The sequence below is a fragment of the Streptomyces sp. NPDC050121 genome, assembly GCF_044460385.1.
Taxonomy (GTDB): Bacteria; Actinomycetota; Actinomycetes; order Streptomycetales; family Streptomycetaceae; genus Streptomyces; species Streptomyces soliscabiei.
On record NZ_JBITJV010000005.1, the window covers coordinates 24158 to 36983 of the forward strand.

Here is a 12826-nt window from a genome sequence, read left to right on the forward strand (position 1 = left end):
CAGGGTTTCTACAGGTAGACGGGGAAGGTGGCGTGGACGGTGAAGCCGTGCGCGGCGGACGGTTCTCGGCGCAGTACGACCCGGGCGGCGCGTACATCGACGGCACCGCGGCCCGCCAGCATCATCGCCTGCAACAGGACCCGTCCGACGGGCTCCTCACGGGACGGCCACGACGCCTCGATCGTCAGCCGCTGCCGGGTGGACTGCGCCAGCCAGCGGTGGATGAGCTGCTCGTTGGCGGTGACCACCTGCTGGGTGGCCCACTGGGCGGTGACGCGGTCGGGGTAGGTGGCGGTACGGGTACGCATGGATAGATCTCTCTCAGTCCTCGAAAGTGGCCCGGAGGACTCCCAGCTCGAACTCCGGGACGACGGAAGCCTGCTAGGGAGCGCTCAGGTGGCGTCGAAGGACCAGAAGACGCCGACTTCGGTGTCGGAGACCGCGACCATACCCAGGTCCCAGTCGTAGCGGGAGCGGGGGTTGCAACCGGTGGTCATCTCGTAGAAGTCCGGATCGTCGACGCGATTGCCGGTCCGCACGTCAGGGAAGCCGGTGTTGGCGTAGAAGGACGTCTCTTCCGGGAAGCGGGAAAGGATCACCCGGGCCTTCCGCTCGAGTTCCGGCCGACGGGCCTCGAAGTGATTCCGGGCGCGTTCGTCCGGGACGTCCAGCCATGTGGTGGACAGCATGACGAGCAGCCGCTCGACCGACGTCCGGGGCACGGTTCGCAGTGCGGCCCGCCAGGCCGCCGCGCCTTCCAGGTCCGAGGGCGGTGGAGCGAAGGGGAAGTAGGGATCCTCCATGCGCTCCTCCTCGTCTTCGTCGACGTCGATCCACCTCCAGTTCCGGGGATCCACCGCCCGCCGACGCATGACCGCCGCCACGTCCTGCACCCAGTCCTGGTGCGCGCGGGGCCCCACCAGAACGTACGAGTAGCGCTGCTCGTACATGGTGAGTGCCTCGGCCCATGCCTCGGCGTCCGGCGTCGACATCACGGCTCCCTTGACGATCGTGTTCTCTGAGCGACTGGATCCAGCCTATTTGGGCATGGAGGTGACCACGATGAAGGGCGGGTCGAGGCCGGCGTCGTATCGGAGGCGGGTGGCGACGCCATGCGCGTCGGTCACCGGGCCCGCCTGGCCATTGACCATCCTTGAGGTGCGCCCGGTCACCGGTGTCACCGCAAGCGGGTTGTTGACGTCGGAACTCACCGAGTTGACCTGGAAGATCGGGCTGGCCGGTTGCGGCGGCGGGCCTGTCGCCAGCCACGCGTCGATGGCCCCGGAGTTCTGCCGGATGCACGCCTGGGTGTACTTCTGGGCCGAGGCCAGGTCCGGGAAGCTGGAGGCCGCCGGGATCCCGCTCTGATCACGCAGCCGCTGGAGCAGTTGGGCGTCGGTCTTGCCGACGTGCTTGTCGATGGTGTGGCCGCCGCCGAGGTCCTCGGCCATCGCCAGGTCGAGCGTGTACTTGTAGGGGATCGGGTTCTCGCCGTTGAGGATCTTGTGTTCCCTCTTGAACTCGTTCAGCGAGCGGCCTGCGAACGCCTCGGCCCTGGCCTCCTCCGCGAGGAACGTGGGGGTGCTCTTCAACGCCTCGTCCAGCTCCCACTCCAGGGCGAGCAGCGTGGTGGCGGCGTCACTGAACTTCTGTTGGTAGGCCTCGACAGCCTTGTCCGCAGCCGCCCGGTCCATGTGCTGCCGGAAGGTCATCACCAACTTCCCGAGCATGGCGGAGCCCGCGAGTTGGATCAGTTCCAGCGCGTCCAGTCCGACGGTCAGGTCCTCGACCATCTTCTTGGCTGCCGTCTTGGCGAGGTTGGAGGTGGTCTCCCTGCACAGGTGGGCGGCCTGGGCCAGGTCGTCGCAGGTCTTCTGTACGGTGTCGGCGGTGGTGTGCAGCACCTCGAGGATCGGCCGACGCTGCGCGGGCGCCACGTTTCCCGAGGTCTTCCAACTGCGGCCGCCCTGGTGGGGCTGGGCGATCTGGCCCTGCGCGTTCCGGCTGCGGCCCCAGGCGGTGGTCCCCCAGATCGACTGGCAGAACGATTTCATAGCGCTCTGCCACTCATTGTTCCCGTGCGGGTCCGTCATGTAGGCGATGGCGGAGGTGAAGGTGTCCCCGGCCTTCAGCGCGGCGCTGCCGGCTTCCCGCCAGGCGGTGGCCATGCCCTTGAGGTCGTCCTCACGGGCTCCCGGGGTGATCTCATGGGTCTTGCCGAGGTTCAGCCCGTACTCGATGGCCGGACGGATGACATCCGCGAGAAAGTCCGGAATCTCGCCCATCGCTCCGGAGATCGCCCACGAGTCGGCGTCTTCGCCGGTCCCCGTCCACTTGATGTCGTTGATGTTCCCGTAGTCGGGCTTTTTGTCGATGACGACGGGAGGCGGGCGGCGGGGCGGCGGCCCCTGCATGCCGCGGGTGGACCAGTCCGCTGCCTGGTAGTTGTTGGCGGTCACGGTCAGGCCGACCGCCACCCCGCCGACGCTCAGCACACCCGCCGCCCAGACCTCGAGGTACTTCTCGGCGATCTGCAGGTAGACCTTGGCGAAGGAGTCCGGTCCCCATCCGGTGCCCGCCGACTGGCTGTACTGGTTGAGCGCGCTCACCAGGTCGGTGGCGCCCTTGTCGTAGTCGAACTGCCCGTCGCGCACGACTGCCGACGTGTAGTACAGATGCGGCGGCTGTACGTCGAACCCGCTGCCCGCGTCGGGGGCCGCCGGCGTCAGCTGGTCCCGTTCCCGCTTGCGCTCGGCGTCGCTGGGACGGTCCGCCATCAGCCGGCCCCCCAGCCCCGCAGCACCGCCCGGTGCGCTGCCGCGTAGTTGGTGTGGCCGGTGGTGACGTACTCGTGGAGCCACTTCTGGGCTGCCTCGAGGTCCTGTGCCGAGCGGTCCCACTCGTCGAGTTTGCCGACGAAGACCTCCCTGGTCTCGCCCTGCCAGGACAGGACGACCGGCTCGACGCGGTCGTAGAGGGCTTCCACCTTCTCGTTGAGCTTCTTGAGGATGTCCTCCAGGTCGGCGGCCAGCCCTTGAAGTGTGGTGAAGGAGACGGATATGTGCTCGTCGGGTGCGGAGCCGGTCGACATGATCCCCCTGGTCTCGGTCTCGGTTCATGAAGAACTGCGCGAAGGGCCGTGCAGGCTACAGGTCGTCGAGGCTGCTGCGCGGTGCCGAGATCGGTGGCTGCGCGTTCGGCGTGGACAGGCGGGCGACCTCGCTGGCGACGTCCACCTGGATCCGCCGCATCCGGGCGAGTACCTCGAGGTCGTCCCGGGAGAAGCCGTCGCGGCTCAGTCGTACCGCCTCCTCCAGCAGTTTCATCACTTCGCGGATGCGTACGGCGTCCTCGGCCGCCGCCCGGTGGAAGTCGCGGTACGCCGACGCCGCCGGGCCGCGCCAGCCCGCCTCGATGCTGTCGACGATCGCGTCCATGCGCTGCACCTGCTTGTCCAGGTGGTCCTGCATGTCGTCGAGGTCGCCGGCGAGTTTGGTGAGGTCCGTTGCGGACGCCCGTAGATCGGGGCCGCCTCCCGGCCCTGAGCCTGCTCCGGGCACGCCCATGGTGTACCTCCGTCCCCCGTCGCACCGGCATCACAAGTCGCTTGCTGTTGCGATGATTCTATAAATCGGTGGCAACCGCACGCTTCAACTCGGCTCGATGCGCCTTGAGATGGCCGCCGTTGCCTACTCCGCCCCCGCCACCCGCCGTGCCCGCCTGCGGGCGTCGCGGAGCGCCACCGCCGTACCGCCCAGGCCCGCGACCAGGGCTGCCGCTGCCACGACAACGTAGGTGGCGAGGCGGGCGTTGCGTTCGTCGGGGGTCTCGCCGGTCTGGAATCTGGCGGGGGACGGGGCTTCGGCCTTGCCCAGGCCGTCCTGGGGGCTCGGGGACTCGAGGGGACGGTCGTCCTCGGTCAGGGCGCGGACCGGGTCGACGACGCCCCAGCCGACCAGTCGGTCGTGCCCGGCGATGGTGCGTTCCGCGGTCTGTTCGATCTGGGCGACGATCTCGCGCGCGGTCCAGTCCGGGTGCCTCGCCTTGAGCAGCGCGGCCACGCCCGCGACGTACGGCGCCGAGAAACTCGTCCCGTTGTCGGAGCAGTGGCCGCCCTGGGGGACCGTGGAGATCATGTCGACGCCGGGGGCCGCCACGCCGACGAACTCGCCGGACTGGGAGAAGGAGGCACGTTCGTTGTTGCGGTCGGAGGCGGCCACCGCGAGGACGCCGGCGTAGGAGGCGGGGTAGGTCTCCTTGACGTTGCCGCCGAGGCCGTCGTTGCCCGCCGAGGCCACGACCACGATCTTCTTGGCCAGGGCCTCGTCGACCGCCCGTTCCAGGTCCGGGGACGGCTTCATCGCGTTCGACGTGTCCTGGGAGATGTTGATGACCCCGGCCCCGGCCCGGGCGGCGTAGCGGATCGCGTCGGCCAGGGACTTGGTGTCGCCGTGGCCCTCGGCGTCGTTCTGCTGGATCGGGATGATCGTCGCCTCGGGGGCCAGGCCGACGAAGCCGGTGCCGTCGAGGGGGCGGGCCGCGATGATGCCGGCGACCTTGGTGCCGTGGCCGACGGTGTCCGTCGTGCCGTTCTCGTTGCCCCGCTCGATCGGGTCGCCGTTGTCGTCCTTGAGGTTCCTGGGCAGGAGGTTACGGCCGGCCTTCACGTCCACCGCGTCGGTGAGCTGCGGGTTCTTGACGTCCACGCCGGTGTCGATGACGGCCACCCGGACGCCCTTGCCCTTGGAGCGGCTCCACAGTTCGTCCAGGAGGACGCGCTGCAGCGACCAGGGGCGGCCCGGGTACTCGCCGTTGGGGAACGTGCACTGGTCCGAGTAGGGGCGTTTGCCCGCCGTCGGCGCCGATTCCGCAGCCGCGGCCTCCGCGGGGGGAGCTAGGAGCGTGGCGGTCGTGAGGAGGGTCGCGGCCGCCACCAGCGTCGTGCGCAGTGCCAACGTCGTGCGCAGTGCCAGCGTCGTGCGCAGTGCCAGCGTCGTGCGCAGTGCCGACGTCGTACGCGGGGCCGGCGTCGTGGGCAGTGCCGGCGTCGTGGGCAGTGCCGGCGTCGTGCGCAGCGCCGGCGTCGTCCGCAGCGCCGGCGTCGTACGCGAGGCCGCTGTCGTGGGCAGCGCCATCGTCGTCCTCCTCCTCACGAGCCCTGGGGCTGGCGGGCCGCCGCCGTCGACAGGCGTGGGCCCGTGGGCAGGAACTCCGACCAGGCGGCCGGGACCGGCGCCGGGTCGACGTCCTTGTAGCCCAGCAGGGTCTGGGCCTGCTTCGCCTCCTGCTGGAGCTGCTCGCGCTTCTCGGGGGTGGTGCCGATGCCCGCGTCGTCCGTCGCGCTGTCGCCGTTGGACTGCAGGACGTAGCGCAGGCCCGTGTCGGTGACCAGGAAGACCGGGCCGGCCTTGGTCTCCTCGCCCTGGAACTGGCGGTAGAGCTGGCCGGACCCCGGTGTGACGTAGGCGCTGGAGGAGCCGGTGGGCAGCGGGGCGGGGAACTCCGTGCCCGCCCAGGTGCTCAGGGTCGTGGCGCCCGAGGTGGCGTTCACACCGCGCAGGACGCTGCAGATCGTGCTGCGGCTCCCGGCCGCCGACGACGCCTCGTTGACCGGCTCGGGGTCACCGGTCGGCCAGCGGCGCTCGGTGCCGAAGGCCTGGCCCGGCACGATGGCGCCGGGGCTCATCTCCCGGGCGTGACCGGCCTGGCCGAGCGGGGCCAGCTCCTTGCTGAACAGCAGCAGTTGGGCGACGAACGCGGACACGGGAGCGACCCGGCCGTTCAACACCACGTAGTACTGCTCCTTGTTGTTGTCGAACGCCTTGAGCACCATGCCGACCTTGTCGGCGGACTCGTCCAGCTGGCCGGGCGCGCCGGCCGCGCTGCCCGGCTGGCCGGGGACCTCCGGGAAGGTGATCGGGTCGCCCCGGTGCAGGGTCGCCAGCCACTCCGCGGACACCCGCTGGGGCTGTCGGCCGGAACCGACCACCGCGCGCAGCAGCAACTCGTCGCTCTTGTCGACGGGGTACGCCGTGCCGTCCGCGTCGACGACGTAGCGCTTGCCGTCCGGGTCCGCGACGTAGAGCAGTTGGCCGCCGTGGAGGCGCTCCGCGCCCTCGGTCGCCGACTTCTCCCGGGCGGCCAGGACCAGCGCGGCCTTCTGGACGGAGTCCCCGCCTCCCGCGTTCGGCCGCTCGCAGACCGCCCAGCGCTTCGCGGTGCCCGCCTCGGAGGCCGAGGGCAGCCGGTCGGGGGCGTACGGGATGCCGACGGTGACACCGTGCGGGATCTTGCCGTTGTCGAGAACGGACTCCGAGACGGTCACCACGTCGCCCTGTCCCTCGTCGAGGAGCAGTTTGGCGGAGGCCATGTTGAGGACCGGGTGCAGCTGGACCTCTTTGCCGGTCTTCAGGACGACATAACGGGTGGTCGACTTGCTCGCGACGATCACCTTGGCGTTGGGCACGTCCCAGCCCTTGGGCGCGGTCGGCTTGAACATGCCCCACGCACCGAAGACGGCCATGACGATCACCCCGACGACCACACCGGGCAGGATCGCGCGCAGCGGGCGCGGCGCCCCCTCCTCCGAGCCGTCGGGCGACGGCTGCAGAAAGGCCGCGAGCATCCGGCGCTTCGCGAAGGTGTAGGCGTTGAGCTGGTCCCGCCGAGATGCCATCTGTGCCCGTCACTCCCCGTTTTCCGGCCGATCCGCGTGCTCCGCGCCGCGGGTGGACCCGGTTCCCCGTCCGACGATGTCAGAGCGGCCACCTACTATGCCCGGTAACCGTGGGGACTTGGGGAGCGGGTAGGGTTCCTGGGCCGTCGAGTGCCCTGTGCGGTGCTGGAACACGGGCGAATCGTGAACGGAACGGGGGGATGGAGTGATGGCTTCGGGAACGGGCGTGCGCTCTGCCGGCCGGTCGCGGAACCGGGGCTCCTCGGCGGCCGGTCCGCAGCCGCCCGAGCGATCCCGGTCCGGGTCCCGGCGGTCCGAGCGGCCGTCGGCGCCGGGTGCGCCCGCGCTCAGGGCACGCGCGGGTCAGGGCGGGGCATTTCGGTTGCAACGCCTGGTCTTGCTGGAGATCGCGGCGGCCGTGCTGCTGGTCGGCTGGGTGAGCGGGCCGGTGGCGCTGGTGGCGGCGGGCGTGGTCGCCGCCGTGCTGGTGGTCCTCGCCTTCGCACGTCGTCGCGGCCGCTCACTACCGGAATGGCTGGCCACGGCACGGGAGTTGAAGGCCCGCCGACGGCTGGCCGCCCGCCTGGAGATACCGCCCGGGACGGAACCGGGGTTCGGTCCGGCCGTGGAGTGCGATCCCGGGCTGCGGACGTACGCGTACGGCGGCCGTGACCGGCGGCCCGTCGGGCTCGTCGGGGACGGCACGTTCGTCACCGCCGTCCTCCAGGTGGAGGCGGACGCGACCGCGTTGCGCGCCGAGCGCGGCCGGCAGCCGCTGCCGCTCGCCCTGGTGCAGGGCGCCCTCGAGGTGGACGGCATCCGGCTGGAGTCCGCGCAGATCGTGCTGCACACACAGCCCGCGCCCGCCCTGCATCTGCCCCCGCAGTCCGTGGCCGTGGCCAACTACGCGCCGCTGCAGGAGCAGACGGGAGCGCCGGCGGTCCGTATCACCTGGATCGCGTTGAAGCTGGACCCGGAGCTGTGTCCGGAGGCGGTGGCGGTCCGCGGGGGCGGGCTGATCGGGGCGCAGAAGTGCGTCGTGCGGGCGGCGGACCACCTCGCGAGCCGGCTGACCGGCGCCGGGTTCCGGGCGACCGTCCTCGACGAGGAAGAGTTGACGGCCGCCATCGCCACGTCGGCCTGCGCCAACCCGCTGGTGACGGCGGAGGCCGGGCGGACCGGGACGACGGAGCGGCGGACCGAGGAGACCAGCCGGAGCTGGCGGTGCGACAACCGCCGCCACACCACGTACTGGCTGCGCCGGTGGCCCACCCTGGGCGGGGGCGGGGCTCCGTCGCTGCCGCAGTTCGTCGCCCTGGTCACGGCCGTTCCGGCGCTGGCCACCACGTTCAGCGTCACCCTCGCGCGCGGTGACCGGCAGGAGGTGTCCCTGACCGGGCACATCCGGGTGACCGGCCGCAGCGACGACGAACTGGTCGCCGCCCGGCGCGCGGTGCAGGGCGCGGCCCGGCACACCGGCGCCGGCCTCGCCCGTCTCGACCGGGAACAGGTGCCCGGCATGCTCGCGACACTGCCCCTCGGAGGTGCCCGGTGACGGTGACGACGTCAGGTGGAACCATCGCTTCGGGTGAACCGGAGCCGTCCACCGGCCGGTCCGGACAGGCCGGCCGGCCGGGGCGGCTCGGTCGGGCCGGGCGCCGCTCGCCGCGCAGCGGCTTCGGCCTGCTCGGACCGCGGCACGGCCGGCACTCGGTGTCCGTGGACCAACTGGCGGGGCTCGCGCTGCCCATCGGGGACGACGGTGTCGTCATCGGGGTCGGCGGCGAGGGCCGGCCGGCCGTGTTGGGCATCAACCGGCCCACGCCGTACGACGTCGTCCTGATCGGCGGTCTGTGGACCGCGCAGGTCCTCGCGCTCCGTGCGGCGGCGACGGGCGCCCGGGTGGCCGTGGAGACGGGGCGGCCGCAGGCCTGGGTGCAGATGGTGCACGCGATGGGCGGCGGGCAGAACGGGCTCGCGGTGTACGAGGTCGGGCGGGTGCCGCCGCAGGGCGCCTCGGCCGGTACGCCGGTGCTGGTGGTGCGCGACTGCGGTATGCGTCCACCGCGCGGGAGGGTCGCTTCCGGGCCCTGGCAGTCCGTGTTGACGCTGCTGCCGTATCTCAGTCCGGTCGCCCCGCGACTGATCCGGCAGGCCCGCCTCGTCGGCGTGCAGCGGATCTCGCCGGACGAGGCCGCGGAACTGGGCCGGACCCTGGCTCTGCCCCGGCACGACGTGGAGGCCCTGCCCACTCTCGCCGACGGCTTCACCCTGTGGTGCGCCGACCGGGACAGGCAGTATGTGATGACACAGCCCACGGACGCGGAGATCGGGTTGCTCGGTACGCCGAGACGGATGGACTGAGGCCGCTTCTTCCGTTGCCCATGCGGCACTTCAACCACTATGGCTGTTTCGTCCGACAACTTGGCGTGCGCACGCGGCCCGTTCGGGGAGTGCGTGACGTGGTGGACTGGTGCTCAGGGGCGGGCGGGCCTGCCGGGGCGGGCCGTCCGATGATTAGGCTGGTACGGGGCGCGATGCCGGAAACCAGCGGGTGGACGTCGGCGTCTTCGGGGGAGGGCCGCATCGGACGACGTCATCGGACGACGTCAGACGGCCTCGAACCACTTCGGACGACAAGCAGGACAAGCAAATGGTCGCTTCGGCACGGCATGAGGGTGCTCGACCACACCAGGAGGAATTGTGAGCAGCGATCGGGACGGGATCCGCGGGGGCTGGGCCACACCCGGCGATGATCAGCCCGACGCGGAGCCCTCCGTCGAGGCGACGGGCGAGTTCACCATCGACTACGCGCCGCCGGCTTGGTACACGCAGACCACGGGCGGCGCGGGCGGCGATGCGCAGGGGGCGGGAACAGGCTCGGGGGGTGGCGCCGGGGCCGGCGCCCCTGGCGCACCGGCCGCACCGCCTGCGCCCCCCGCACCGCCTGCGGTGCCTGCCGCACCGTCTGTGTCCGCGGCACCGCCTGCGCCGCCCGCGCCGGGAGTTCCGGGGGTGCCGGTCACTCCGGCCGCGCCGCCCGCGCCGGATGCGGCGAGTGGGCAGGGCGAGCACTTCGCGCTGGCCGCGCCCCATGCGCCGGGTGAGCACTTCGCTCCGGCCGCACCGCCCGCTCCTGGTGTACCGGTCGGTCCTCCTGCTCCGACACCTCCGGCTGCTTCGACTCCCCCGACTCCCCCAGCCGCTCCGGCTGCTCCGGCTGCTCCGGCTGCTCCGGCTGCTCCGGCTGCTCCGGCGGTGCCGGCCGTGCCGCCCGCTGCGGTGCCCAACCTTCCGGCGGACAGCGGGTTCGAGCCGCAGCCGCAGCCGCAGCCGCAGCCGCAGCAGGCCGAGGCGCAGTGGGAGGCCACGGCCGCTTCCGCGGGTGCCGAGGAGAGCGGTTCCGGCAACGGGGATCTGGAGAGTGGCGCCACCATGCGCTTCTCCGCGGCCGCCCTCAAGCGGGAGATCGCTGAGCACGCCGCTGCCGTGCAGGCCGAGCCCGAGGCGGCCGTGGAGCCGCCCGCCCGGCCCGCCGAGGCCGTGGAACCCACGCCGGAGGCCCCCGTGCCGACCGAGGACCCGGCCGCATCGGACGGAGGCGAAGTCGTCGCGGAGGCCACGGACGTCGCCGTCGACGACACGCTCGACGAAGATGACACTCCTGCCGAGCCCGAGCCCGAGGTAGGGGAGGCCGCCTCCGAGGCCGTGGCCAACGACGAGACGGCGGTTCAGGACGCCCAGGGGGCCTCTGACTCCGACGCCCCGGTCGGCGCGCCCCAGGACGCCGTTCCGGCCGCGCCGCCGGCCTGGACTCCCCCGCCGGCCCCGCAGAGCGAACTGCCTCCGCTGCCTCCGTCGTACCAGCCCGCGGCGCCCGCGCCGGCGGCCCAGTGGCCGGCGCAGCCGCAGCCCGCCGAGGCCGCGGCGGCCGCCCCGCAGCCGCCCGTCCAGCCGCAGGCGTCTCCGCCCGGGGCGGACGGCTGGACCCCGCCCGCCCCTCCCGCACCGCAGCCCGGCTACGGCTTCCCACAGCCCCCGGCCGCCGCCGCCCCGGCAGCACAGCACCCGTCCGCCCCGCCGCCGGTCTACGGCTTCCCGCACCCCGGTGAAGCACCGGCCCCCACCCCACCGGCCACGCCCGGCGGTTACGGCTTCCCGCAGCAGAACGCCGGCCCGGCAACACCCCCTGCCGCCCCCAACCTCCAGCCCCCCGCCGACCCCCACGCACCAGGCGGCTACGGCTTCCCGCACCCCGGTGAAGCACCGGCCCCCACCCCACCGGCCACGCCCGGCGGTTACGGCTTCCCGCAGCAGAACGCCGGCCCGGGAGCGCCCCCCGCCGCACCCAACCCCCAGCCGCACCCGGTGCCTTCGGCACCCCAGCCCCCCGCCGACGCCCAGCCAGCAGGCGGTTACGGCTTCCCTCAGCCGCCCGCGCCCAACACCCCCGGTGGCTATGGCTTCCCTCAGCCCCCGGCACCGCAAGCCCCGCAGGCCCCGCAGGCCCCGCAAGCGCACCCCGGTTTCCCGCAGCCCGGGATTCCGCAGCAGGCGGACGGGCAGGCTCCGTCGGCCGCTCCTCAGGGTTTCCCGCCGGGAGCTCCTCAGGGTTTCCCCGGACCGTTCCCTCAGCCGGCACCGCACGCCCCGCAGGACCACGCCGCCGCGCCCGACGGCGCACACGTCCCGTCGGCACCGCAGGTTCCGCAGGTTCCGCAGGTTCCGCAGGTTCCGCAGGTTCCGCAGGCGCCGCAGCAGCCCGTGGATCCTCGGGCCGGGGCCGCCTGGCCGCAGCCGATTCAGCATGACCAGCGGCAGCCGGTCAACCCCGGTGCGGCGCCGTTGGGTTACACGGCCGCCGTGGAGCTGTCCTCCGACCGGCTGCTCAACAACAAGAAGCAGAAGGCGAAGAGCGGTCGGCCGGCCGCCGGATCCTCGCGGTTCAAGCTCGGCGGGAAGAAGGAGGAGGCGGAGCGGCAGCGCAAGCTGGAGCTGATCCGTACGCCGGTGCTGTCCTGCTACCGGATCGCCGTCATCAGCCTGAAGGGCGGCGTGGGCAAGACCACGACCACCACCGCGCTCGGCTCCACCCTCGCCACCGAGCGTCAGGACAAGATCCTCGCGATCGACGCCAACCCGGACGCCGGTACGCTCGGCCGCCGGGTGCGCCGCGAGACCGGGGCGACGATCCGTGACCTCGTCCAGGCGATCCCGTACCTCAACTCGTACATGGACATCCGGCGGTTCACCTCCCAGGCGCCGTCCGGGCTGGAGATCATCGCCAACGACGTCGACCCGGCCGTGTCCACGACCTTCAACGACGAGGACTACCGGCGGGCCATCGACGTGCTGGGCAACCAGTACCCGATCATCCTCACCGACTCCGGCACCGGTCTGCTCTACAGCGCCATGCGCGGTGTGCTCGACCTCGCCGACCAGCTCATCATCATCTCCACGCCCTCCGTGGACGGTGCGAGCAGCGCCAGTACGACGCTGGACTGGCTGTCGGCGCACGGGTACGCCGAGCTCGTCTCGCGGTCCATCACCGTCATCTCCGGGGTGCGCGAGACCGGCAAGATGATCAAGGTCGACGACATCGTGTCGCACTTCGAGACGCGCTGCCGCGGGGTCGTCGTCGTACCGTTCGACGAGCATCTGGCGGCCGGCGCCGAGGTCGACCTCGACATGATGCGGCCGAAGGTGCGCGAGGCGTACTTCAACCTCACGGCGATGGTCGCGGAGGACTTCATCCGCCATCAGCAGCGCCAGGGACTGTGGACCAGCGACGGCAACCCGCCCCCGGTGGCCGCCCCGCCGATGCCGGGCCAGCAGATGCCGGGCCAGCAGATGCCCGGTCAGCCGATGCCCGGTCAGCCGATGCCGGGGCAGCCGTATCCGCAGCAGCCCCAGGCGCCCCAGCCCGGCCAGCCGTACCCCCCGCAGGGACAGCAACCGCCGGCCCAGCCGTACCCACCGCAGCAGCCCGGTCAGCCCTACCCGCAACAGCCCCAGCAGCCACAACAGCCGCAACAGCCGCAACAGCCGCACCCCGGGTATCCCCCGGCCGGTTACGGCTACCCGCAGCAGTAGGAACCAGGCGTAGGAACGCCGAAGGGCGGCCGGTGTCCTGGGACACCGGCCGCCCTT

Annotated in this window: 10 protein-coding genes; 3 read left to right on the top strand and 7 right to left on the bottom strand. The window is 72.2% G+C overall.

The window, feature by feature from the left end:
• Positions 1-8: 8 nt before the first annotated feature.
• The 7 genes from ACIBTS_RS09760 to eccB all read right to left on the bottom strand — a co-directional run bounded on the left by ACIBTS_RS09760 (position 9) and on the right by eccB (position 6676).
• Positions 9-308 (bottom strand): RNase A-like domain-containing protein, encoded by a 300-nt coding sequence (locus ACIBTS_RS09760; protein WP_399318020.1) that lies wholly within the window; start codon positions 306-308, stop codon positions 9-11.
• Positions 309-392: 84 nt separating this feature from the next.
• A complete protein-coding gene (locus ACIBTS_RS09765; RefSeq protein WP_399318022.1) occupies positions 393-992 on the bottom strand; it encodes a hypothetical protein in 600 nt (199 codons plus the stop codon).
• Positions 993-1037: 45 nt separating this feature from the next.
• Positions 1038-2777 carry an RNase A-like domain-containing protein gene (locus ACIBTS_RS09770; RefSeq protein WP_399318023.1) on the bottom strand — a complete coding sequence of 580 codons (1740 nt, stop codon included), beginning with the start codon at positions 2775-2777 and terminating at the stop codon, positions 1038-1040.
• Complete coding sequence (locus tag ACIBTS_RS09775) at positions 2777-3091, bottom strand: WXG100 family type VII secretion target (protein WP_399318025.1); 315 nt, start codon at positions 3089-3091, stop codon at positions 2777-2779. Before ACIBTS_RS09775 ends, ACIBTS_RS09770 begins: the two co-directional genes overlap by 1 nt.
• Positions 3092-3146: 55 nt before the next feature.
• Positions 3147-3566 (bottom strand): WXG100 family type VII secretion target, encoded by a 420-nt coding sequence (locus ACIBTS_RS09780; RefSeq protein ID WP_399318027.1) that lies wholly within the window; start codon positions 3564-3566, stop codon positions 3147-3149.
• 123 nt (positions 3567-3689) lie between these two features.
• On the bottom strand, positions 3690-4967 hold the full coding sequence (mycP, locus tag ACIBTS_RS09785; protein ID WP_399318417.1) for a type VII secretion-associated serine protease mycosin: 1278 nt from the start codon (positions 4965-4967) through the stop codon (positions 3690-3692).
• Between the two features lie 182 nt (positions 4968-5149).
• Entirely contained in the window at positions 5150-6676 is a 1527-nt protein-coding gene (eccB, locus tag ACIBTS_RS09790; RefSeq protein WP_399318029.1) for a type VII secretion protein EccB, read from the bottom strand.
• Between the two features lie 208 nt (positions 6677-6884).
• Between eccB and eccE the strand changes: the two genes are divergently transcribed.
• From eccE to ACIBTS_RS09805, 3 genes are all read left to right on the top strand, one after another.
• Positions 6885-8231: a type VII secretion protein EccE gene (gene eccE, locus ACIBTS_RS09795; protein WP_399318030.1), complete on the top strand. Its 1347-nt coding sequence runs from the start codon at positions 6885-6887 to the stop codon at positions 8229-8231.
• On the top strand, positions 8228-9040 hold the full coding sequence (locus tag ACIBTS_RS09800) for a hypothetical protein (RefSeq protein ID WP_399318031.1): 813 nt from the start codon (positions 8228-8230) through the stop codon (positions 9038-9040). The genes eccE and ACIBTS_RS09800 overlap by 4 nt, the downstream gene beginning before the upstream one ends.
• Positions 9041-9379: 339 nt before the next feature.
• Entirely contained in the window at positions 9380-12769 is a 3390-nt protein-coding gene (locus tag ACIBTS_RS09805; protein ID WP_399318032.1) for an SCO5717 family growth-regulating ATPase, read from the top strand.
• Positions 12770-12826: the final 57 nt, after the last annotated feature.

Coding starts and splice junctions, on each gene's coding strand:
- ACIBTS_RS09760 (WP_399318020.1), bottom strand. CDS start 308: ATGCGTACCCGTACCGCCACCTACCCCGACCGCGTCACCGCCCAGTGG.
- ACIBTS_RS09765 (WP_399318022.1), bottom strand. CDS start 992: ATGTCGACGCCGGACGCCGAGGCATGGGCCGAGGCACTCACCATGTAC.
- ACIBTS_RS09770 (WP_399318023.1), bottom strand. CDS start 2,777: ATGGCGGACCGTCCCAGCGACGCCGAGCGCAAGCGGGAACGGGACCAG.
- ACIBTS_RS09775 (WP_399318025.1), bottom strand. CDS start 3,091: ATGTCGACCGGCTCCGCACCCGACGAGCACATATCCGTCTCCTTCACC.
- ACIBTS_RS09780 (WP_399318027.1), bottom strand. CDS start 3,566: ATGGGCGTGCCCGGAGCAGGCTCAGGGCCGGGAGGCGGCCCCGATCTA.
- eccB (WP_399318029.1), bottom strand. CDS start 6,676: ATGGCATCTCGGCGGGACCAGCTCAACGCCTACACCTTCGCGAAGCGC.
- eccE (WP_399318030.1), top strand. CDS start 6,885: ATGGCTTCGGGAACGGGCGTGCGCTCTGCCGGCCGGTCGCGGAACCGG.